The 23,421-nt window shown below is 43.1% G+C and carries 17 protein-coding genes and 3 tRNA genes; 11 read left to right on the top strand and 9 right to left on the bottom strand.

Features of this window, described 5'->3' with window-relative positions; all coding sequences use genetic code 11:
• Positions 1-61: 61 nt before the first annotated feature.
• From BP27_RS15005 to BP27_RS0103115, 5 genes are all read right to left on the bottom strand, one after another.
• Complete coding sequence (locus BP27_RS15005) at positions 62-2,062, bottom strand: DNA methyltransferase (RefSeq protein ID WP_051610203.1); 2,001 nt, start codon at positions 2,060-2,062, stop codon at positions 62-64.
• Positions 2,063-2,071: 9 nt separating this feature from the next.
• Positions 2,072-4,921: an SNF2-related protein gene (locus BP27_RS0103130; protein WP_027850309.1), complete on the bottom strand. Its 2,850-nt coding sequence runs from the start codon at positions 4,919-4,921 to the stop codon at positions 2,072-2,074.
• A 419-nt stretch (positions 4,922-5,340) separates the two neighbouring features.
• Complete coding sequence (locus tag BP27_RS0103125; RefSeq protein WP_027850308.1) at positions 5,341-5,631, bottom strand: hypothetical protein; 291 nt, start codon at positions 5,629-5,631, stop codon at positions 5,341-5,343.
• A complete protein-coding gene (locus BP27_RS15000; RefSeq protein ID WP_036239209.1) occupies positions 5,624-6,856 on the bottom strand; it encodes an Arm DNA-binding domain-containing protein in 1,233 nt (410 codons plus the stop codon). Before BP27_RS15000 ends, BP27_RS0103125 begins: the two co-directional genes overlap by 8 nt.
• Positions 6,843-7,085, bottom strand: coding sequence for a hypothetical protein (locus BP27_RS0103115; protein WP_027850307.1), 243 nt, complete (start codon positions 7,083-7,085; stop codon positions 6,843-6,845). Before BP27_RS0103115 ends, BP27_RS15000 begins: the two co-directional genes overlap by 14 nt.
• 146 nt (positions 7,086-7,231) lie before the next feature.
• Here BP27_RS0103115 and BP27_RS0103110 point away from each other — a divergent pair, with 146 nt between their 5' ends.
• The gene (locus BP27_RS0103110; protein WP_027850306.1) at positions 7,232-7,480 is read left to right on the top strand and encodes a helix-turn-helix domain-containing protein; all 249 of its coding nucleotides are present in this window, start codon (positions 7,232-7,234) and stop codon (positions 7,478-7,480) included.
• A gap of 407 nt (positions 7,481-7,887) precedes the next feature.
• Here the strand turns inward: BP27_RS0103110 and BP27_RS0103105 are convergent.
• The 3 genes from BP27_RS0103105 to BP27_RS0103095 form a co-directional block, all read right to left on the bottom strand.
• Positions 7,888-7,962 (bottom strand) — tRNA-Asn (locus BP27_RS0103105).
• Positions 7,963-7,987: 25 nt separating this feature from the next.
• Positions 7,988-8,063: transfer RNA gene (locus BP27_RS0103100), tRNA-Asn, on the bottom strand.
• A 33-nt stretch (positions 8,064-8,096) separates the two neighbouring features.
• A tRNA-Met gene (locus tag BP27_RS0103095) sits at positions 8,097-8,173 on the bottom strand.
• A gap of 152 nt (positions 8,174-8,325) precedes the next feature.
• On the opposite strand from BP27_RS0103095, the gene ppc reads away from it, so the two are divergent.
• The 7 genes from ppc to BP27_RS0103060 are packed head-to-tail and all read left to right on the top strand — an operon-like array spanning position 8,326 to position 18,994.
• Positions 8,326-10,974 carry a phosphoenolpyruvate carboxylase gene (gene ppc, locus BP27_RS0103090; RefSeq protein WP_027850305.1) on the top strand — a complete coding sequence of 883 codons (2,649 nt, stop codon included), beginning with the start codon at positions 8,326-8,328 and terminating at the stop codon, positions 10,972-10,974.
• Positions 10,975-11,034: 60 nt separating this feature from the next.
• Positions 11,035-11,550 carry a DUF2489 domain-containing protein gene (locus tag BP27_RS14995; RefSeq protein ID WP_051610201.1) on the top strand — a complete coding sequence of 172 codons (516 nt, stop codon included), beginning with the start codon at positions 11,035-11,037 and terminating at the stop codon, positions 11,548-11,550.
• 3 nt (positions 11,551-11,553) lie between these two features.
• The gene (locus tag BP27_RS0103080; RefSeq protein WP_027850304.1) at positions 11,554-12,018 is read left to right on the top strand and encodes a YaaR family protein; all 465 of its coding nucleotides are present in this window, start codon (positions 11,554-11,556) and stop codon (positions 12,016-12,018) included.
• A gap of 31 nt (positions 12,019-12,049) precedes the next feature.
• A complete protein-coding gene (cysM, locus tag BP27_RS0103075; protein ID WP_027850303.1) occupies positions 12,050-12,973 on the top strand; it encodes a cysteine synthase CysM in 924 nt (307 codons plus the stop codon).
• 15 nt (positions 12,974-12,988) lie between these two features.
• Positions 12,989-15,253 (top strand): GTP diphosphokinase, encoded by a 2,265-nt coding sequence (gene relA / locus BP27_RS0103070; RefSeq protein WP_027850302.1) that lies wholly within the window; start codon positions 12,989-12,991, stop codon positions 15,251-15,253.
• A 17-nt stretch (positions 15,254-15,270) separates the two neighbouring features.
• A complete protein-coding gene (mazG, locus tag BP27_RS0103065) occupies positions 15,271-16,134 on the top strand; it encodes a nucleoside triphosphate pyrophosphohydrolase (RefSeq protein WP_211251273.1) in 864 nt (287 codons plus the stop codon).
• Between the two features lie 28 nt (positions 16,135-16,162).
• Positions 16,163-18,994, top strand: coding sequence for a response regulator (locus tag BP27_RS0103060; RefSeq protein WP_027850300.1), 2,832 nt, complete (start codon positions 16,163-16,165; stop codon positions 18,992-18,994).
• Here the strand turns inward: BP27_RS0103060 and pabB are convergent.
• Entirely contained in the window at positions 18,984-20,366 is a 1,383-nt protein-coding gene (gene pabB, locus BP27_RS14990; protein ID WP_245597804.1) for an aminodeoxychorismate synthase component I, read from the bottom strand. The genes BP27_RS0103060 and pabB overlap by 11 nt on opposite strands.
• Before the next feature lie 175 nt (positions 20,367-20,541).
• On the opposite strand from pabB, the gene BP27_RS14985 reads away from it, so the two are divergent.
• From BP27_RS14985 to prpC, 3 genes are read left to right on the top strand one after another with little or no spacing between them, the layout of a single operon-like run.
• Entirely contained in the window at positions 20,542-21,294 is a 753-nt protein-coding gene (locus BP27_RS14985; protein ID WP_084324487.1) for a GntR family transcriptional regulator, read from the top strand.
• Positions 21,295-21,337: 43 nt separating this feature from the next.
• A complete protein-coding gene (prpB, locus tag BP27_RS0103045) occupies positions 21,338-22,231 on the top strand; it encodes a methylisocitrate lyase (RefSeq protein ID WP_027850299.1) in 894 nt (297 codons plus the stop codon).
• 29 nt (positions 22,232-22,260) lie between these two features.
• Positions 22,261-23,394 carry a bifunctional 2-methylcitrate synthase/citrate synthase gene (gene prpC / locus BP27_RS0103040; RefSeq protein ID WP_027850298.1) on the top strand — a complete coding sequence of 378 codons (1,134 nt, stop codon included), beginning with the start codon at positions 22,261-22,263 and terminating at the stop codon, positions 23,392-23,394.
• The last annotated feature ends 27 nt before the right edge of the window (positions 23,395-23,421 follow it).

Here is a 23,421-nt window from a genome sequence, read left to right as displayed (position 1 = left end):
GAGCTGTGTGTAGTGTCTCATGTTTGCTTCTCATTCTTGGTCGATTGAAAAGCATAAGATGCTACAGCAGCTTGCCATCCAATCCTAGTTTAATGAGTTGCACTTGAGAGTTGAATCCAGGTCTTTTTAAGTAAATATCAGTATATGGTTGAAAAAAAGGAGCTAAAACCGACTTATCGTAAGCAAAGCATTTTATATATTCATGTTCAACAGCAAGGTGAGTCGAATCGTTACCTCCTCCTTTTTTATTGTGCCAAACCCAATCCCCGACAAAATTATCACTACCAAAATGCTCAGCTAATAATAGCTGATAATTAAAGAACTCATTTTCATCGATATTTGAAAAAAAAACTGAGTCCTTATTAAGGAGAGGTTTTGATGCGTTAAGTCTATTAGAGCTTAAACTGATCCAGCTGGAGCTTTTATAGCCATCTTTATAGCTAAAATCTTTTTTAGCCGTATTGTAAGGTGGATCAATATAGACACATTTAACCTGCTCTCGATAGCGCTCTTGCAATAACTGCAATGCTTGAAAGTTCTCTGAATGAATCAATAACCCATCACATTGCTCATCAAAATCGTCAATGCTCGCTAAAAGCTGGGCTTTAAACTGTTCACTAAAAAACTGCGTATCCAGCACTAGGTTTTGGTTGGCTTGCAAAAACTCTACCGTTAACGGATTACTAAATGCGGGCGTGGTAAGGTCGCCTTGAATCTCATCAATGGCAAACAGCTGTATCCACTCAGTAAGCTGGGCTTGGTTGGCACAGATTTCTGGATACAGTTCTACAGGCACACGGTCGAGGGTGATGCAGTAGTTGGTCTCGGTAACAAACTTTTTCTTTAGCCACAGTTTTTTCTGAAAGTCTTCCAGCTGGGCTAAAAAATCGATGAGCTTATGGGCGATTTGACGTAGCACTTTGATTTTACTGAGGTAGCTTTCTACCGCTGGGGCATCGGCATTTTCAATATCGTCTAAGCGCATTACTTCGTTTTTAATATAAAAATCCAGCTCACGGCGTAAAAAACTGCCCAAGTCTTTATGGATAAAGTAATCCATGGTGTTGCGGCTGGTGTACTGGTTGATGTATTTCGCCAGTAGCGGGCGTTGTTTGATTTTGTCCGTGGGTGCAGGCGTGCTAAGCAGCGTTAGGTAATCGGCGGGTAAGCTATCTAGCGCTTTGGCCGCAGCAAGAATTTGGCGGGTGATGTGAAGGTTAGGCAAGTCGCCTTTGTTGCTGGCGCCAAACTCTTTTTTTACGGCCTCTTCTTGTTCTTTAGTCAGCGTGTCTTGGCTAGAAAGCACGCGGTATTCAAAATTGACGATAAGCTCATTGGCATCATTGAGCGCCACCGGCTGAGCCGTGTGCAACACAAACTCACGCTTGGCGTTATCAGCCGCTTTGATATTGCCGTGTTCACCTTCGCTGGCATCGATAATTTGAAAATGCACTTTGTGCGATTCAGCACTCTGCCCAAAATCCAAACCTTCTTGTGCTTGCACTTCTTTGGCTTGGCGCAGATCAAAGCTGAAATTGCTGAAGTGCTCCGCCGACTTAATGTAATACTGGTCGGCATTGGCCCAGTGCAGCTTTACTTCTTCGCCGTTGTAGGGAATGGCATAGGGCGCTGCATTACTGGCCGTTTCACGGGTGTAATAACGGCGTGAAATAAAGTCACCGTCATCATAATAGCGCTCAAAAAAACGATACAAATGATCGTATACCTGCGCTTCATTGCTGCCGCTTTCCCGTGCTGCATCGTAAGCGGCTTTGGCTTCTTGCACGGGTTTGGTTTCTTCTGGGTTGGGCGCACCAAAGTCTTTCGCTTGCTGAATCGCCGCTTCGTACTTACCCCGGGCTGTCGCAACTTGGTTATCATCCGCCTGGCCGAAGGCATTGGTAATAATGGTTAGCAGGTCTTGGTCTATAAACTGCTGAACTTGTGCCGCTTTGGCGTGCATGATGCGGTAAAAGCCAAAGTCTAAATCGGGCTGATTCAGCTGAAATAAATCAGAAAGTTTATTAACCAGTTTTTCGCGGAGTTTTACGGCTTGCGTCATGGGTGATTCCTAAATAATTTCAAAATGCAGCCTGAATAAAGTTTGATGGCTACTTTGTTGGTACATACGTTTTTCAAGGGCGGCTATAAGGCTGTCGCGGCGCTCTTCAATAGCGTCTTCTACATCAAAAATTCCATTGCGTTGCTTACGCTGTTGGTTTTCAAGCTTTTTTAGCGTTTCTTGGGCTGTTTTTTGTTCTTCTATGCTGGCTGCTAACCTTGCTTGGCGCTTGGCATCACGCAATTTAATTTTGGTGTCTTCTAATGCTTGTTCGGCAGATAGCAGCTGGTCTTCTGCCCAAGCTTCTAGCTTTTCTTGTTCTCTTTTAAAATGCACCGTATTTTCTTCTAGTGCTTTGCTTAAAGCTACTTCAAGTTGCCTTTTTATTTGCTGGTTAAAAGCTTCAGGCAGGTTTGCAGAAGAGGGTTGAGTTGTAGCGGTTAAGTTAAATAAGCGCTCACAAGCTTCTTGGTCTAGCAGTTCATTGGCATCGGTTAGGCCACTAAAAACTAGGTGTTCTTCTCGTTGAAAACTGTCTAATTCAAGCAGGTTAAGTGCTAGCCAGCCGGTTTTGCTGGTTAAGTTTTCTAGCACTGATATTTTGCCTGCATAACCGGATAAATCAAAAGTTACTTTTGCCAAAGGGCAGGTTTGTGTACGACCGCTGTTTAGTACGTATTCACCTAAGGGGTGGGTTAGGCGGTAGGTGTAGCTATTTTTATCGGTTAGCTGGTTTTTTTGTATTAGCTGATATTCGCCTGTGGGTGCTGCTATGCCTAAGGTTGGCTGCAAATTAAAAGTTAGGTTTTGTTCATTAAATGCTGCGTGTTGCTTTAATACAAAGCGGGTTAGCTGCCAGAACATGCGCTGTATTTTGTCTAGGTGGGCAACGGCTTTTTCTCTTTGCAGTCTTAAGCGCTCATGTACTTGTTCGTCAAAGTTTTCTAATAGTTTTTCTTCTGTGTCTTTAAGGCGTTTGCTAATACTTTCTTCCAGTTCTTCTTGCAGGGTGTCAAAAGCGGTTTGTATTTCTTTGGGTGTGCGGCAGGTGTCGTATATAGAGGCAATGCGCTTTTCTAAATTAATGTTGGCTTCTAGGTGGCCTATAAGTTCATCAGACGCACCAAACAGGCCTTCAAATAGCTCAAGCTTTTCTGTTAAAAGCTCAAGTACGCGCTGGTCTGCTGAGTTACGTTGGTTTAAAAAGTTTATAACGACTACATCGTGCTTTTGACCATAGCGGTGGCAGCGGCCAATACGCTGTTCAATTCTTTGAGGATTCCAGGGTAAATCGTAGTTTATTACTAGGCTACAAAACTGTAGGTTTATCCCTTCTGCAGCGGCTTCGGTGGCAATAAGTATTTCAGCATCGGTTTTAAAATAGTTAATAATGGCTGAGCGTTTATCTATGGCAGGGCTGCCGGTAATTTTATCGCTGTTTTGGTTTTCTTTTATCCAGCGTTGGTAAATACCGGTTATAGCTGCTGATGTGTTAGTGCCGCTAAAGCTAATGGTTTTATTGGCGTAGCCATGTTGTTCTAGGTGTTGCTGTAAGTAGTCTTGAGTGCGCCTAGATTCAGTGAAAATAACTGCTTTACGGGCTGCTCCCATAGCAGACATACGTTCAAAACCTATCTCTAGTGCTTTAACCAGTGCATGGGTTTTAACATCGCTTTTAATACTTTGGGCTAGGGTTAGGTAAGACTCTAGTTCAGCTATTTCACCTTGTAGCTGGGTTAAATCAACAGGATTTTCTTGTTCTTCTTCTGGGTTTTCTTCTAGCTCTAGCTCATCAAACCATTCTTCATCGAGTTCTTCTTCGCTTATTAGCTGATCAAACCAACTGGTTTGTTGGCGGGTTTCTTCTTTTAGCTCATTTAACCGTTTAAGCAGCGTGCTAAGGGTTTGTATAACGGCTTCGGTAGATGACGCCAGTAGTTTGCGAATAACTAAAGAGACTAGGTGCCTTTGTTGCCTAGGTACGCCATAAGTGCCTGAGCGTTGTAGATAGGCTGAGAGTAAGTCATAAAGCCGTTGTTCTTCATCGCTTGGACTAAAGGGTATGGTGATGGCTTTACGTTCTGTGTATTTAACGTATTCCAACACTTGGCGACGTAAGGTGCGCTGGCTAAATTCTTTAAGGCGGTGGCGTAAGCCGGTTATATCTGGCCCATTACGAATAAATTGTTTACGAAAGCTGGTTAAATCACCAAATAGTTGCTCATCAATCAGCGTGGATAGCCCGTAGAGTTCTATTAATGAGTTTTGTAATGGTGTGGCGGTTAAGAGTAGTTTGCGTGAACCTGCCAGTGCAGACTTAATTGCTTGCCCCATTACATTGCTTTCGCGGTGGGCATTACGCAATTTATGGGCTTCATCTATAACGACTAAATCCCAAGGGGTTGTGCGTAATTTATCTGCCATACGAGCAGCATAATGGTAAGAAACAATCAGTATTTTTTGCTGGTCGAAGGGGTTATAAATGCCTTCTTTACGCAAATCTTTATAAGTTCGTGCATCTAATACTTGGGTGGGTAAGTGAAACTTTTCGCTTAACTCATTAGCCCATTGTTTACGCAGGGCAGCAGGGCAAATAACAAGTAAGTGACGGCGGCGTTCTGCCCAATATTGACAAAGTACTAGTGCGGCTTCAATGGTTTTACCTAGGCCTACTTCATCGGCTAGCAGTACACCTTTACTTAAGGGGTTTTGTAATGCAAAAAGTGCGGCATCTATTTGGTGGGGGTTAAGGTCTACGGCAGCATCAAAAAGTGATGAAGAAATACGGTCTACATCCCCTCCACTTTTTTGCCTAGTTAATTCATAAGCAAAGTACTTTGCATGGTATTCACTAATCATCCTGAGTTAACCTTCCCTATTATTAGTGACTGCTTGGTAAAAGAGCATAGATAATGCCACATTGTGTAAGGGTTTTCGACCCAGAAGTTCCCTAGTTGCAGTAGGGTGACGGAAAGTGGTTAAAGGGCTCTTCGCATTTAAGCTAAGGTATGCGTTTATTGAAGGTACATCCTAGTGGTTACTATCAATGAGGCAAGCAACCTGATTCACCAAGAAAGCTAAAAATCAGTGCCTTACTGATTTAATTCAATCAATATGGGAAGATTTTGATTGTATCTACGGCAGCCCACGTATTCATAATGAGCTAAAAAAAATAGGTAAAAAATACTGTTCTGGTCAAGCCTAAATGGAAAATAATAACCCTGACAGCAAGGCCATAGTTTTTTGGCTGCTGTCAGGTTGGTTTTGATTTCTTTAAATCAGTAGACTTCTAGTTTGTTCAGTTGGTACTCAAGCTTACAAGTTAATTCAGATAAATGATTACTGATGTTAGCTAACTCTTGTTCGCCACAATGCTTAGCAACCCAAGACTCTAGTGCCTCAAGGTTGCTTAATTCATGGCCATGGCCAATAAAGAGAACTAGCGCATCACCTGTTGAAATGTTTAAGGCAGCTTGTAAATGACGTGCAATTTTTTGCCTAGCGCGTTTTGATTTTAGTTTTTTTTCTCTAGTAGCAGTAAACTGGGCTGCATAGTCCATTTTAGTCATTTTCGCTCACCTCTAATTCAGTTTTTTTAGCAGGTTCAAACTGTTGTAGTAATAATCTTTCCATGGCAGAGCCATCTTTTCGGGTTAGGTTAGGTACGTAACGTGAGTAAACTCTAAAGAGCATCTCGGTAGTGGTATGCCCCATCTGCCTAGCAATCCACTCAGGGCTTTCACCAGAGGCTAACCATAAGGTTGCCGCTGTATGCCTAGTCTGATAGGGCGTTCGCCTCTCTAGCCCAAGATGGCGAAGTAGGGGGTACCAAACACGTTCACTAACATTTTTGTGATACAGGGGTTTCCCGACCGTATTACAAAAAACCATTTCACCTTTACCAGTTACTTCAAGCTGTTCTTTCAGTGCGTCATAAACTAGCTTGGACATATCTATTGACCTAAAAGAACCATCATTTTTGGTATAAACAAACTCGCCAGCGACATAAGCTTGTCTAACTAAAATTTGCATTCGATCAAAGTCAACATTTTTCCAAGTTAATCCATTGATTTCACTAGTGCGCATACCAGTAAAAAAACGTAGTAAAAAGTAGTTTTTAAAATCTGGCCGAACTTTCTGAAGAATTAACCTAACCTCTTCAATGCTAAAAGGTGAAACGTCTGTGCGTGGAACACTTAAAGATTTTATTCCAGCGTAGGGTGAGCTAAAATCAAATCGGTTGGCTGCCTCATTAAGTATCATGCGCAAAGGCACCATGATCTTATTGATAGTGGCTGGTGCAATCGTCTTGCCTTTTGGGTTCGTTACTTTGGCGAGTTCAGACCTAAAGGCAAGAATGTCAGCTTTACGAATGCAGCCGACCTCTTTATCTCTAAAGACAGGCAAGATATGCTTGTTTAGATTAATAGTGACAGCTTCTATATAAGTGGTTCGCCACTGAATCTTCATCTCGGAAAACCACGTTTCTGCAAATTCTTCAAACAGAGGAGTAGACTTTTCTGCTAGCTGTTCTTGACCTTGTGCAGATTTATTTTGCACTTGAGTCTTAGCTTTAGCTTCGAACTTTTCTGCATTTTTTGATCCCGGAAAATATTTTTCGTAGTCAAAAGTTCCTAAGGTTATTTCCGCATCAATGCGCTTCATTGCTACGTTGAGTTTGCTCCTATTTTCAGGGGTATCATCTAACAAAGTCTGTTCACGACACCTTGTCTTCTGATATTGAAAATCAAAATATAATTTACCAGTCTCTTTTCTTACCCTAATGTGCCCCATACATCACACTCCCATTAGCTAGTGGAATATTTAATGAAGTTTCATTTGATGCTTTAAGCATGTCGCGCTCAATTGCGTCCCAGATATAAAGAATTTTTCTACCGCCAAAAGGTCTGATGTAGTGCTTGCCTTCAAACAGTACTGAATCCTTTAAACGCTCCCGGATAGTGCGTGCATCGTATTTAATACGAGCTGCTAACTCTGCAGTAGTAAGATAATTATCTACCATAGTATTCCTCCACAGGTATTTAATGACTTCAAACGTAGTTAATTGACTACATCAGTATATTTATAGCTTCATTGCTTGGTCTTTGCAAGCTATATTTGAAGTTATTTGATAGTATTTGAATATATTTACTAACAGGTGTAGTTAAAATGCTACGTTTTAAGATAAAAGAGCTTATAGCTGAGAAGGAATTTGCTGAAGGAAGAAGGATTACTATTGCCGAAGTGGCTGAGGAGGCAGGAATTCACCGCGTTACTTTGTCAAAAATGATTAATAGGAGAGGGTTAAGCACCAGCACTGATCATATAGATAAGCTTTGCAGGTATTTTGGCTGCCAAGTGAGTGATTTAGTTGAGTATATTCCGGACGAACTTGTGAGTGGAGCACCATCAAATTAACTAAGCCACTACAGTTAAGATGGCCACGATCAAGATTCAATTTGGTGTGCTTTATTTGCTCTTCTGCCCTGACTTCAGTGTTAGTGCTAAGTATCCTAATTGAGCATTATGAAAGTTAGCTAAGCGTGTTTTTAGAGCTTTTAAGCGACTATCTGCATCTTGCACTCATGGAAAGCTATTTAAAATCAGCTTTAGTAACATATTTAGTGATGTGCTCAATTTTTAAGTTTTGAATATTAGGTAATTGTAGGTGTTGGCACAGATTTGTCACAAATTTGTCACATAGCTTTTTAGGGGCTGTTTTTAGAAGGCAAATAAATACTATTTTTAGGCGTTAGTTGGCTTAAAAAAGTAGGTGTTGGAAGGTGTTTTTTTGGGGAATTTTTTTAGCTTGAATTAAGCTGTTTTGGCTCCCGAGGCAGGGGTCGAACCTGCGACCAATAGATTAACAGTCTACTGCTCTACCACTGAGCTACTCGGGAATACAGAGGTTTTGGTAACTAGAATTGGCTCCCGAAACAGGACTTGAACCTGTGACCAATAGATTAACAGTCTACTGCTCTACCGACTGAGCTATTCGGGAACATCTAGTGCTACTTGCTAAGCAAGTTTTAGGTGGTGGCTATGCCCTGATTTGAACAGGGGACCCCATCATTATGAGTGATGTGCTCTAACCAACTGAGCTACATAGCCAACGGCTGCGCATTATAAAGACCCTAGTGTTTTTAGCAAGGGTTTTTCTTAAAAAGTTACACAATTGATATTTTTTCACTTGTTGCACCTGCGAAGTCATGCGACAGTTAATGCCATTACAAATAAGTGCTTTAAATTAAAAGGGGTAGAGCATGGCTAACCTTGATGCATCGCTTAGAGAACAAGTACGTGTATTAGGTGAAGGTTTGGGGCGCACTATGAGTGCTGCGCGAGGTGAAGAGTTTTTAGCGTTAGTTGAGTCTATTCGTACCCTGTCTAAACAAGTTCATCAGGGTGAAGCAACCAGTCAATCGCTTAGTCAAATGTTAAACGACTTAGACGATGAAATGCTTTTACCCGTAGCGCGAGCTTTTACTCAGTTCTTAAATTTAGCCAATGCTGCTGAACAACATTACCGCGCACGAGAAAGAGTGGTGGAAGATTATCGGGCGGGTGAGCAGCCAGGTTTAACTTTATTATTAGACAAGCTTAAGGCAGAAGGCCTGGCAGCTGATGTTATCTACAAGTCATTAGTTGAACAGCGAGTTGAGTTGGTTTTTACGGCTCATCCAACTGAAATTAGTCGACGAACACTCATTCAAAAATATGATTTATTAGATGATTGTTTAACCGATTATGAAGCCTGCCCTAGTGATAAATCTCGCCAAGATGTAGTGCAGCGTTTAGAGCAGTTAATTGCCCAAGCTTGGCATACCGATGAAATTCGCAGTCAGCGCCCTACGCCAGTTGATGAAGCTAAGTGGGGTTTTGCAGTTATCGAAAACTCTTTGTGGGAAGCTGTTCCTGCTTATTATCGTCAACTAGATGAACAACTGGTTTCTTTAACAGGAAAAACCCTTCCTTTAGATGCTGCCCCTATACGTTTTGCTTCTTGGATGGGGGGCGATAGAGACGGAAACCCACGTGTTACTTCAAGAGTTACTCAGGAAGTTTTATGGCTTTCTCGCTGGATGGCTGCAGACCTTTATCATAGAGATATAGTGCGTTTGCGTGCCGAGCTTTCAATGCATGAAGCAAGCGATGCGTTAGTGGAAAGGGTAGGGCCAGTAAGAGAGCCTTATCGAGTTCTGCTGGGGCAGGTGAGAGAAAGGCTACGCGCTACCCTAGATTGGTTAAAAGCTCAGCTAGATGGCAAACCTTACGATGACGAACGCATTTTATTTGAAGTTGAAGGTTTGCGTGAGCCTTTAGTGCTTTGTTATGAGTCTTTATGTGACAGCGGTATGCAAGTTATTGCCGATGGTTTGCTGTTAGATTTACTGCGTCGTTTAGCAACCTTTGGTATGAACTTGCTGCGTTTAGATGTGCGCCAAGAAGCACCGCGTCACGAACAAGCTTTAGCTGAGGCAACGCAATATTTAGGCTTGGGTGATTATGCCCAGTGGGATGAGCAAAGGCGTGTCGATTTCTTGTTGCATGAATTAACTAATCCGCGGCCTTTACTGCCTGAGCGTTGGCCTTGCAGTGATGAAACACGAGAGGTTTTGGATACCTGTCGGGTTGTTGCGCGTGAGCGTGCCGATGCTTTGGGTGCTTATGTTATTTCTATGGCTGCCCAGCCTTCTGATGTTCTTGCCGTTGCCTTGCTGTTAAAAACCTCAGGTTTAGAACGCAGTATGCGCATTGCGCCTTTATTTGAAACCTTAGACGACCTAGAGCGTGCGCCTAAGGTTATTGATGGTTTGTTGTCCTTGCCTTGGTATCAGGAATACACCAGTGGTCGGCAAGAGGTAATGATTGGCTATTCTGATTCAGCCAAAGATGCCGGTCAGCTAGCGGCTAGCTGGGCGCAATACAGAGCACAAGAAGCAGTTACGCATGTTTGTGCTGAACATAAAGTTCACTTAACACTGTTTCATGGTCGTGGTGGTACGGTGGGTCGTGGTGGTGGCCCTACTCAAGCGGCCATTTTGGCCCAACCGCCCGGTTCAGTGCAGGGGCGTTTAAAGGTGACTGAACAAGGCGAGATGATTCGCTTTAAGTTTGGTTTACCCGCTTTAGCTGAACGTGCGCTTGAGGTATATACCTGTGCTGTTTTAGAGGCAACCTTGGCACCGCCACCTGCACCTAAAGCAAACTGGCGAGAATTAATGGATAAAATTGCCAGAGATGCTGTAGAGGGGTATCGGGCTTTAGTTAGAGATAATACGGATTTTGTTCGTTATTTCCGACAGTTAACACCTGAGCAAGAGCTAGCTAAACTGCCTTTGGGTAGTCGACCAGCAAAGCGTAGAGCTAGTGGTGGTATAGAAAGTTTAAGGGCTATTCCTTGGATTTTTGCCTGGACACAAGTGCGCTTAATGTTACCTGCTTGGCTAGGAAGCGACCTTGCTTTAGAAAGAGCCCAAAGTCGAGGTGAAGGCGATGCTTTGCGTGAAATGATTGATGCTTGGCCTTTCTTTGCTAGTAATATGAATATGCTAGAAATGGTTTTAGCTAAAACAGATTTATCCATCGTTAAAGAGTATGAAACTTTATTGGTAGAGGCAGAGTTACAGCCTTTAGGTGAACTGTTGCGTTCCAGGCAAGAAGCGCTAGTTGAGCGTCTACTTGCCTTGCGTAAACAAAGTCAGCTACTAGAGCAAGTACCTTTAACACAACAGGCTATTAGTGTTCGTAACCCCTACATTATTCCGCTGCATCAGTTGCAGTCAGAACTATTGGCAAGGGTTAGAGCTTGTGAGCAAAACCAGGTGTGCAGTGCTAATCAAGACCTTTTAGAAAGGGCATTAATGGTTACCATGGCAGGTATTGCAGCAGGTTTACGTAATACAGGCTAGTGCGCTAAGGGGTAGTTTTCTGTTATCCTTGGGCGCTAATATTCAGTCAGAGTAATGTGTATGAGCGCCCTAGATGCTGCAATTTGGTTAACTGCCGCTATTGCCATTATTATTCCTTTAGCAGGCTATGCCCTTCACCTACATTTTGAAGCTAAGCGACAAGTTGCTATAGCTGCCGAAACCCATGAGCGCGAGAGACTTCAAGCCCGTGCTAATGTTTTAGAAAACCTTTCTTTGTTAGCTAAAGCACTGCAAGACGAGCAAGTAAATCCAACTGAGGGTTGTTTGCGTGTGCGGGTATTTTTAGATTTATTAGATGAAGGTGTTTACGTAAACCACCCAGATTTAATTATATTCGATAGGGTTTACCAGCAAACTAAACACCTAGCTACCCACCAAGAGCGCACTGACCTTGCTGCCAATGAAAGGGCAAAGCAAGACCAGGAGCGTGAGGCTATAGAAGCTGAGTTTTCTTCACAAATTCAACAGGCTGCAATAAAGTTGGGTGCTTTTTGTGAGCTGCAAACCAAGCAAGGTGCTGAGCCTCTTTTTGTTAATGCGGCTGAGGGTCAGTAACTCATGCTACCCATAAACACCATGCTTAAAAACTTTCGTTCAGATCGTCAAAAAGGACGAGCAGCAAAAGCAGAGGGTGCAGCTGGTAAAGAGTCGACCAGCTTTAATGACCAGCTAATGCAGCAAATTGCAACGGGTGGTCGAGCCACCATTAAAGAAGAATTAGGTCAGTTACAAGAGCTAATCAATAAAGCTGGTGATCAGTTAGAAAGTAATCCCACTATAGGTAATTTAGAAGTGTTTCGTGCGCTTTTAGCTAACCTAGTTAATAAAGTAGTTAAGGCTGGTTTTCAGGTAGATAGTGTTGGGCCAGGCTGGCATCCAGCAGACAGGCATCAGGTTGTACGACGCATAGATGAAGAGTCAGAAAACTTAATGCAATTGGTTATGAGCGAGCAAAAAGACCGAGTAGCTATCGCGCGTAATCTAGTCAGTATTAAAGGTTTGGTCATCGACTTGGTGTCCTAACGTCTAAGATTTAAAAGTTTGTGAGGGCAGTATGAGCAAAGAGTCTAGCCTATCCAAAGCCTGGCCTAGTGTTGCAGATTTAGTTGGAAATACGCCTCTGGTGCGTTTGCAGCGTTTAACTGCAGGAAAAAACAATACCCTATTAGTTAAGCTTGAAGGGAATAACCCAGCAGGCTCTGTCAAAGATCGGCCAGCTTTTTCTATGCTGCAACAAGCCGAGCAGCGCGGCGATATTCAACCAAGCGATACTTTAATTGAAGCTACTTCTGGCAATACAGGTATTGCTTTAGCCATGGCGGCAGCCGTTATGGGCTATAAAATGATTTTAATTATGCCTGCTACTGCTTCTGATGAACGCAAGTGGGCTATGCAAGCCTATGGTGCAGAGTTAATTCTCGTTAGCAAACAAGAAGGTATGGAAGGTGCCAGAGACTTGGCTCTGCAAATGGAGCAAGAAGGCAAAGGCAAGGTGCTTAACCAGTTTGGCAACCTAGATAATCCTTTGGCCCATTACCAAACCACTGGCCCAGAAATTTGGCAGCAAACATCAGGAAAAATAACTCATTTTGTTAGCTCTATGGGTACCACTGGAACCATTATGGGAACAGGCCGCTACTTAAAAGAGCAAAACCCCAATGTTCAAATAGTGGGCTTACAACCCTCTGCGGGTGCCAGTATTCCTGGTATTCGCCGCTGGCCTAGTGAATACCTACCTAGTATTTATGATGCAAAAGGTGTCGATAGGGTTATAGATATTAGCCAAACAGCAGCAGAGGAAACTATGCGCAGCCTTGCGCTAGAAGAAGGCATTTTTGCTGGTGTCTCATCGGGTGGTGCCGTTGCTGGCGCACTAGAGTTAGCAGCAGGCTTAGAAGATGCTGTTTTGGTCGCCATTATTTGTGATCGTGGCGACCGCTACCTTTCTACCGGCGTTTTTGCCACTTCTGACCAGTAAAATAGCGAAATATCTATGGTTAAGGTAAGAGATGATCAGCCACTCAATGCTGATGGCAGTGTGAATTTAGATGAATGGATGAACCACTTACAGCTAGACGTTAAGTTGGTAGACCCTGCTAGGGTTAGAGCTGCAGCAGATTTGGCAGCAGAGCTGGAAATACGTGCTGAAGCTGAAAATAGACAATGGTATGAAGGTGCAAGCAACCTAAGAACCGGCTTAGAAATGGCCGATATTCTTGGTGAGCTACGCATGGATGATGACACCCTAGTAGCGGCAATACTGTATCGGGGTGTGCGTGAGGGTTTGGTAAGCCTTTTAGCCGTAGAAAAGCAGTTTGGTAAGACAGTTGCCAAGCTGGTCGACGGCGTTCACCAAATGGCAAACATTAGCCAAATTACCACCAATAATCAGCCTGCTTTTGGGCAGGCACAAAACCAACTAGAAAAATTACGCAAAATGTTGGTGGCGGTCGTTGATGATGTACGCGTTGCCTTAATAAAATTAGCAGAACGTACCTGTGCTTTAAGGCAAATAAAAACAGCTACACGCGATAAGCGTTTAAAAGTTGCCCGTGAAGTGTTTGATATTTATGCACCTTTAGCTCACCGCTTAGGTATAGGGCATATCAAATGGGAGTTAGAAGACCTTTCCTTCCGTTACCTTGAAGAAGATGCCTATAAATACATCGCTCGCCTCTTAGCTGAAAAACGCATGGACAGAGCCGAGTATATTAAAAAAGTTATTCAAGACTTAACCCAGGCTATTAAAAATCAGGGTATTGAAGGCGCAGATTTACAAGGTCGAGCTAAACATATTTACTCCATTTGGCGCAAAATGAAGCTTAAGAAAATCGATTTTTCTCAAGTTTATGATATACGCGCTGTGCGTGTGCTTGTTCCAGAAGTACAAGATTGTTATGCCGTGTTAGGCATAGTCCACTCCATGTATAAACACATTCCCCATGAGTTTGATGATTACATAGCTACGCCTAAAGAAAATGGCTATCGCTCTTTGCATACTGCTGTTATTACTGAAGGTGGCAAGGTTTTAGAAGTACAAATTCGTACCTTTGCTATGCATGAAGAAGCCGAGTTAGGGGTATGCGCTCACTGGCTTTACAAAGGAACAGATGCCGCCAACAAAAGTAATGCTTATGAAGAAAAAATTGCTTGGTTGCGACAAGTGTTGGAGTGGCAAGAAGAAGTTGGCGATTTAGCCGGTCTGCGTGATGAGTTGCAAGAAGACGTTACGCCCGATCGCATTTATGTGTTCACTCCCGATGGGCATGTGATTGACCTGCCACAAGGGGCTACACCAATAGACTTTGCTTATAGAGTTCATACCGAAATTGGTCATCGCTGCCGTGGTGCTAAAGTTAGTGGGCGTATCGTGCCGCTTAATTACAGCCTTAAAACGGGTGAGCAGGTTGAAATTTTAACCACAGCAGGTGAGGGAGCACCCAGTCGAGATTGGCTAAACCCTGCTTTGGGTTATGTACAAACCCCACGCTGTAGAGCAAAAATTCAGCACTGGTTTAAGCTGCAAGCAAGGGATAAGAATATTGAAGGTGGCCGTCAGCTAATTGAAAAAGAATTTAAGCGTTTAAGCCTTGAAGGCTTAGATATGCTGGCGCTAGCTAAAGCACACAATTTACATAACGAAGATGACCTTTATGCAGCCTTAGGGGCAGGCGACTTGCGCCCCGGCCAAGTGCTATCCATGGCGCAGCACTTATTTGGTGAAACCGAAGATGTGGATCAACTAGATAGGTTGTTGACCCGCCCATCTAGTCGCAAGGCTTCCTCTAAAGATGATGTCACTATTTTGGGTGTAGGCAATTTAATGACCCAAATAGCCAAATGCTGCCAACCCTTACCCGAAGATGAAATTATTGGTTATATAACCCTGGGGCGAGGCGTAACCATTCACCGCCAAGATTGCTCTAACGTTAATCAGCTGCGTGCAGAAGACCCTAACCGCTTAGTTAATGTTGAATGGGGCAGTAAAAATGCTCAAATGTACCCAGTGGATATCCGTATAAAAGCTTGGGATCGTTCAGGTTTATTAAGAGATATAACGGTCGTTTTAGCCAATGAGAAGGTGAATGTTGTATCGTTTAATACCTTAACAGATGAAAAAGAAAGCCTAGCCAATATTCTAGTTACGCTAGAAGTCTTAGGGTTAGAAGCATTAGGGCGGGTGCTAACAAAAATTAACCAGCTACCTAATGTGGTTGAGGTACAACGCTTTCGCCAACCTTCCAAAAGCTCCAACTAGTTACCTAGAGGCAAATTGTGGAAAGACCCTACTCTTTAAAAGATTTACTGAATTTAATGGCTAGATTACGCGACCCAGAAACGGGTTGTCCTTGGGATTTAAAGCAAACCCGAGCATCTTTGGTACCTCATACGCTTGAAGAAGTTTATGAAGTGATTGAATGCATTGAAGAAGAAAATGATCCAGACCACTTAAAAGAAGAGTTAGGTGATTTACTGCTGCAAATTGTTTTTTATGCCCAGTTAGCAAAGGAAGAAGAGCAGTATAACTTTGCTGATATTGTTGATGGGCTAACCAACAAGTTAGTTACTCGCCATCCGCATATTTTTCCTGAGGGTAGGTTGTATGCTGGTGAAGCTTCGGCAGCTAACAAGCCTCAAACTCCTGCTGAGGTAAGTGAGCTATGGCAAAAAGTTAAAGCCATGGAGCGGGAAGCAAAAGGTGAGCAGCCTGATGCTTCTATATTAGTGGGTGTACCACTTAATCTGCCTTCTATGACTAGGGCTGCCAAGCTTCAAAAACGTGCAGCTAAAGTAGGTTTTGACTGGAATGATCCTTTGCTAGTGCTAGACAAAATAGAAGAAGAGCTAGCAGAAATCCGACAAGCCTTGGCAGGCGGTAAACAAGAAGAAGTGGCTGAGGAAGTAGGCGATTTTATTTTTGCCAGCGTTAATTTAGCGCGCCATCTAAAAGTAGACCCTGAAAGCGCAGTAAGAGCCACTAACCGTAAATTTGAACGGCGTTTTAAAATAATAGAAGAGCTCTGTTTAGAAGAAGGTAGACCCTTAACCTTAGCGATCCAAGCAGACCCTAAACAACGTATTGATTTACAACAGTTAGATGCTTATTGGGAAGCAGCTAAGCAACGTGAAAATCAGTAACCTACTCGCCAACAATAGGAAGTAAGGGATGCGCTTTTCTCTTAAAAACTGGATTATCTTTGGTTGCTTTATACCGCTTTGGCTACTGATCCTAATTGTGGGTGGGCTATTACTGAATGCTCACTTTAAATCACTTGATGAACAGCTACTAGAACGTGGCCAGTTTATATTAAAAAACCTTAGCTCAAGATTGGCAGTTAACCTAGATAAAGATGAGTCTTTAGTGGGTATTAGGGTGATAGCAACAGAGCTACTCGAAAATAGAAATGTTCGCGCCCTTTCTCTCTATGACTATCGGCAGTTTAGTCTTTTGCATGCTGGCCCTAGTATGCAGCCCTTGTTAAATAATCCTCAGGCACGTTGGCAACTGAATTCACAAATGGCAAAAGAAGCCGAGTCGATTCGTTTTATAGAACCTATTTATGAACCTCAATACCTGCAAGAAGCTGAAAGTAGTCTGCAGCGTATTGAGCCGCAAGGTAAGCTACTTGGTTGGGTTGAGTTAGAAATTAGCCTTACACCTTTATTGCTTTATAAGTACCGCTTTGCCCTTTTAAGTGGTGCTTTGGTTACTTTTTTATTTTTACTGAGCTTCTTTTTTACGCATTTGTTAGTGCGTTACCTAGAAGAGCAATTAGAAGCTATCCGCCTTAGATTAAAAGATGCAGCCCAGGGTTATTACCCAGCTACTGGCCAGCCTTCAAAAGTGATAGAGATAGATAGGCTAGAAGTAGAGTCTACGCAGCTTATTCAGCAGTTAAACGAGCGTGAAGAAAGTTATCAGCAAGCAATAGAAGAAGTGCGTGAAGACTCCTTGGGAAGCTTAGAAACCATTGAGATTAAAAACATAGAGCTAGATCAGGCGCGTAAAGATGCTTTGCAGGCCAGTAAAATTAAGTCTGAATTTTTAGCCAATATGAGCCATGAAATACGTACACCCCTGAACGGTATTATTGGCTTTTCTAACCTTTTATCTCGCACTCAAATGGACTTGCGCCAAAAAGAATACATTAACCACATTCTTGGCGCTTCAGAAACCATGCTGGGTATTATTAACGACATTCTCGATTTTTCTAAAATTGAAGCAGGCATGATGGTGCTCGATGAAGCACCCTTAAACTTGCGTCAGCACCTAGATGATTGTTTATCTATGTTTGCGCCCATGGCGCATCGTCAAAATATAAACCTGCTAGGCATGGTGTATGACGACGTACCGCTTAGAGTAAATACAGACCCTTTAAGGTTAAGGCAGCTAATTAGCAACCTCTTAAGTAATGCGCTGAAATTTACTTCAGAAGGCGAAGTGGTCTTACGTGTCATGCTAGATGATAACGACAGCTTGATAGAATCTGAAAAGCTAGCTGTGCCAGAGGTGGGGAAGCAGTGTTCTATTAAGTTTTCAGTCACTGATACGGGCTTAGGCTTAAGTGAAGACCAACGCCAAAAACTTTTTCAAGCTTTTACTCAGGCAGATACTACTCAAACACGTCAGTTTGGGGGTACTGGTTTAGGTTTAGCTATTTGCAAACAGTTAGTTGAGCAAATGGGTGGGCAAATAGATTTAGAGAGTATTGAAGGTGAAGGTTCAACCTTCTGGTTTACTTTGCCTATGTCTGTGCAAGAGCTAGCCACAGAGCCAACACCCTGGTTAATAGGTAAAACTTTGGGCGTGTTAGAAAGTCATAAGCTAACCAATCAAGTTTGGACTCATCAGTTACGCAGCTGGGGTGCGCAGGTTGAGTCTTGGCATTCACCAGAAGAAATGCTTAAACAACTTGCCTTAAGTAAAGTCGATGCTGTTTTGGTTGGAATGAATGCCAAGCAGGTTAAACAACAGCCTTGGTTAAACGGCTTAACCCAGCTTCGCACGCTTAGGCAAGCAAACCTCTTGCTGGTAAATGTTTCAGATGCTGAGATTCACACCCATTTACGCCGACAGAGTGCTGGCCAGTTATTAACTAAACCCTTGGCTATTCCACAGCTTAGGCAAGCGGTAGAAGAAGTATTAGACCCAACACTTGTACAAGCTAGCCAAGAAGCAGTTGTGGCGCAAAAAACTGCACCTGTCATTTTAGTGGTGGATGATACTTCTTCTAACTTGCTGTTATTGGTGACTCTATTAAAAGAGTTAGGCTTTACTGCTCTAGAGGCAGTCAGTGGTGAGCAAGCTGTCATGAGGGTTGAAGAACAAAAAGTTGACTTGGTATTGATGGATATTCACATGCCAGGTATTTCAGGTGTTGAAGCAACCCAGCAAATCCGTGCTTTAGGGCATCAATACCGTTCCTTGCCTATCGTAGCAACCACAGCTCATGCCGCAGTTGAAGAGCGTTCTGCATGGTTGCAAGCAGGTATTAATGATGTGCTAATTAAGCCCATTAATGAAAAACTATTAACTGACCTCTTACAGCGCTGGTTAGGTAGCCGGTTTTCTGTTGAGCAAACTAAAGGCTTAACTGTAGAGATTAACCAGAGTGAAGAGTCTTGGCAGGCTTGCCCTGTTGACCATGAAATGGGGATTAAGCTGGCGATAGGTAAGGCGGATATTGCTGATGAATTACTTGGCTTACTGCTAGCTAACTTGAATGAAAGCCGAAATGAAATTGAAGACGCTTTAAAAAACCAAGATGATGACGCTTTGTTAGAAGCTGTTCACCGTTTACACGGCGCAAGCCGTTATTGTGGTGTGCCAGATTTAGCTCAAACAACTGAGGCTTTAGAAACCCAGCTAAAAGCAGGTCAGCAAAAATTAGTTGCTGGTAGCTTAGAGCAGCTTTTTTATGAAATAGATCGACTGCAAGACTGGTATGAACGTGACTACACGACTGATTGGCACCAAAAACAAGCCATTAATTATTAGGCTTGCCAGTAAAGCCGGGCTCTAAACAGCGAATAAGCCGAGCCACCTTATCTAGGGTTTCTTGGTATTCTTGAGAGCCGTTTGAATCTGCAACTAGGCCACCGCCAGCAGAAATATGCAGCTGGCCTTGGTGGGCTATAAAAGTGCGTATAGCAATATTAAAGTCCATGCCGCCGCGTCTATCTAAATACCCGATTGATCCACAATAAACACTGCGCTGGCTAGGTTCTAGCTGGTCAATAATTTGCATGGCACGTAACTTAGGTGCGCCAGTAATAGAGCCACCCGGAAAGCTGGCTTTTAATAAATCTAGGTTGTCTTTCCCTTTAGCTAGCTGTCCAGTTATACGGCTAACCAAGTGATGTACATTGGTGTAGCTTTCTAAAGTAAATAAATCAGGTACTTGAATACTCCCTGGCTGACAGACTCGTCCTAAATCATTCCTTAATAAATCGACTATCATCAGGTTTTCAGCCTGGTCTTTTTTGCTGTTAAGCAGTTCTTCAGCCAGTTGTTGATCTTCTTGTTGGGTCTTTCCTCTTGGGCGAGTGCCTTTAATGGGCTTGGTTTCAACTAAACCTGTGGCGCTGGCTTGTAAAAACCTTTCTGGTGATAAAGATAAAATAGTTGCATCACCAAAATCCATAAAAGCAGAAAAGGGAGCAGCAATTTGCTGGCGCAGGCTGTGCCAAGCCTGGTAAATATCGCCTTGGTAACTGGCAGTAAAACGCTGAGCTAAGTTTACTTGGTAGGTGTCGCCGCTGCGCAATAAGTCTTGAACTTGATTGAAGCGCTTTTGATAGCCTGCATAACTTAAATTACTGACAAACGGCTGGGTTAGCTTGAAGCTTTCTGGCTGGTTAGTAACGGCTTCTGCTTGAATGCTTTTAAGCCGTGTAGCTATTTCTGTCGCTAGGTGTTGGCTAACCTCACCAACTAACCAAGTTTGTTCTAGCTGGTGGTCAGTCACTAATGCCCATTGATAGTAGCCCATGCGAATTAAAGGCAGGTGAATATCTTGGCTGGCTTCTTGTGGTAAATCTTCAAATAACCTACCCGCATCGTAGCTCCAATAACCTAACCAGCCACCTATAAATGGCAGGTGGTTTAAGTTGGAGTCGTTCAAGCAGGTTTTGTCTGTTGGTCTAATAAGCTCGAGGGTTTTAACTTGTGCTGGGTTAGATATTTCTAGTTGTTGGCTTGGGTCGGCAACTGCTATAGAAAAGCGTCCAGCGCTAGTAGTAGGTGCACTGCTTTTTAAGCCGTTATTTAAACCACTATCTAATAAGCAAGGCCAGGTTAGGTGCTTTATAGCTAAAAGTAGTTCGGTGGCGGTAGCTAGTGGTAAAGGAAAAGCCTGTAATGAACCCAAGTTGTTGACACCTTCTTTATAGTTTTGAATTGTAAAGATATTTGGTAATGAATATATCTATATAAAACAGTCGGTTACATTTATAGCTGGTTTTTTAGACTAAGGTTTTAGTTGACCTAGCCTAAAGGGTTGTCTACAGTGCTGCTTAATTCATAAATTGTCGACAATCGTATAAATGAGCCTTAATCCACAACCTTTAATCATAAACGATTCTGCTGAAAATGAGCAGCGTTGGTCAGTTGAGTCAGCCGATGGGCAGACCTTGGCTGATCGAGTATTCGAGGATATTCAAGAAGCCATAGTGACAGGCAGCATTGCTCCGGGTACTAAAATTACTGAGCCAGGCTTAGCTAAACAATATGGTATTTCGCGTGGCCCTTTAAGGGAAGCTATGCGTCGTTTAGAAGGTCGTCATTTGGTAACGCGTATTCCGCATGTGGGAGCGCGAGTGGTTTCTTTAACCATTGCCGAGCTGCTTGAGCTTTATGAAGTACGTGAAGCGATGGAAGGCATGGCCTGCCGTTTAGCTGCTAGGCAAATGCCACAAGCTGAAATAGATAGCTTAAAAGCACTGTTAAAAAAACACGAAGAACAAGCCGAGCTACAAGAAAATATTGCTTATTACCAAAAAGAAGGCGATTTAGATTTTCACTACCGTTTAGTGCTAGGTAGCGGTAATAAGAAGTTAATGGAACTTTTGTGTGGCGAACTGTATTACCTAGTGCGTATGTACCGTTACCGTTTTAGTGCCACCAGTGGTCGTCCGCAACGTGCTTTTACTGAACATTACCGCATTGTTGATGCCATAGAGCAAAGAGACGAAGAATTGGCTGAGTTGTTGATGCGTCGACACATTCGCGCCTCTAGAAATAACGTAGAAAAGCGTTTTCACGAAGCTGAAGCCAAACAAGCCGCTGAAGCTCAGTAGTTGAATGATTGAATAGCAAAATTGATAACCGAGGAAAACCAAGATGACTAAAAAACTAACCGCAGGCGGTCGTTTCCGCAAAGCACTAGCCGAAAACAATCCATTACAGATAGTCGGTGCAGTGAATGCTTACCACGCTATGATGGCTGAGCGTGTCGGTCACCAGGCTGTTTATTTGTCGGGTGGCGGTGTGGCTAACGCTTCTTATGGTTTACCTGACTTGGGTATGACTAGCCTAAATGATGTAGTAGAAGATGTACGTCGTATTACCAGTGCTGTTGAAACGCCTTTATTGGTGGATATCGACACAGGTTGGGGTGGCGCTTTTAATATTGGCCGTGCTATTCAACAAATGGAAAAAGCCGGTGCAGCAGCAGTTCACCTGGAAGACCAAGTAGCTCAAAAGCGTTGTGGTCACCGTCCTAATAAAGAAATTGTTTCTCTACAAGAAATGGCTGACCGGGTTAAAGCTGCGGTTGATGCGCGTACCGATGATGACTTCTTTATTATGGCGCGTACCGATGCTTTCCAAATGGAAGGTTTAGAAGCAGCTGTAGAACGTGCGCAAGCTTGTTTAGAAGCGGGTGCTGACGGTATTTTTGCTGAAGCAGTACACACGCTAGAAGATTACCAAGCCTTCTCTAAAGGTATTAATGGCGGCCACCTACTAGCGAACATTACTGAGTTTGGTGCGACACCTTTATTTAATAAAGAAGAGCTAGCTGCTAACGGTGCAACCATGGTTCTTTACCCTCTGTCTGCTTTCCGTGCTGCTAACAAGGCGGCCTTAAATGTTTACCAGCATCTATTGGATGATGGCGATCAGAAAGCTGTTGTTGATACCATGCAAACACGTATGGAACTTTACGACTTCCTTAACTACCACGATTTTGAGCAGAAGCTAGACCAGCTATTTGCTGAAGGTAAAAATAAATAAGCACTTTTTTTGATTGAGGAGAAAATACAATGACTGAAGCTAAAAAACTTTCGGGTGCTGGCCTACGCGGTCAGTCTGCTGGTGAAACTGCACTTTGCACAGTTGGCCAAACAGGTTCTGGTTTAACCTACCGTGGTTATGATGTTAAAGATTTATCTGCAAATGCTACTTTTGAAGAAGTAGCCTACCTGCTACTTAAAGGTAAGCTACCTAACCAAGCTGAGCTAGATGCTTATAAAACTAAGTTAAAAGGCTTACGTGATTTACCCCAAGCACTAAAAGATGTGTTAGAGCGCATTCCTGCTGATGCTCACCCTATGGATGTGATGCGTACGGGTTGTTCTATGCTAGGTAACCTAGAAACTGAAAACAGTTTTGATGAACAGCAAGAAGCGACAGATCGCTTGCTAGCTGTGTTCCCTGGTTTAATTAACTACTGGTACAACTTCAGCCATAACAACGGTAAGCGTATTAACGAAAATACTGATGCTGACACTATTGCTGAACAGTTCTTATGGACTCTGCACGATAAAAAGCCATCTGACTTACACGTTCAGGTTATGCAAGCTTCGTTAATTCTTTATGCAGAGCATGAGTTTAACGCTTCTACCTTTACTGCGCGTGTATGTGCTTCTACCCTTTCAGATCTACACAGCTGCATTACAGGTGCTATCGGTTCTTTACGTGGTCCTTTACATGGTGGTGCTAACGAAGCCGCTATGGACATGATCGAGAACTGGAAATCGCCAGAAGAAGCTGAAAAAGAAATCATGGGTATGCTAGAGCGTAAAGATAAAATCATGGGCTTTGGCCATGCTATTTATCGCACCTCTGACCCACGCAACGCAATTATTAAAGAGTGGTCTGAAAAACTGTCTAAAGACGTAGGTGACACGGTTCTTTACCCAGTGTCTGCAAAAGTTGAAGAAGTCATGTGGCGCGAGAAGAAGCTGTTCTGTAACGCTGACTTCTTCCATGCTTCTGCTTACCACTTTATGGGCATTCCCACTAAGCTATTCACACCTATTTTTGTGTGTTCACGCTTAACAGGTTGGGCAGCGCACGTATTTGAACAGCGTGCTAACAACCGTATTATTCGCCCAAGTGCTGATTATACTGGTCCAGAGCCACGTGAAGTAACACCGATTAGTGAGCGCGACTAAGCTCTCAATTAACAAGTCAGCCTCTAG

This window comes from Marinospirillum insulare DSM 21763, from assembly GCF_000686905.1.
GTDB lineage: Bacteria > Pseudomonadota > Gammaproteobacteria > Pseudomonadales > Halomonadaceae > Marinospirillum > Marinospirillum insulare.
This window is presented reverse-complemented; position numbering and strand designations above follow the sequence as displayed.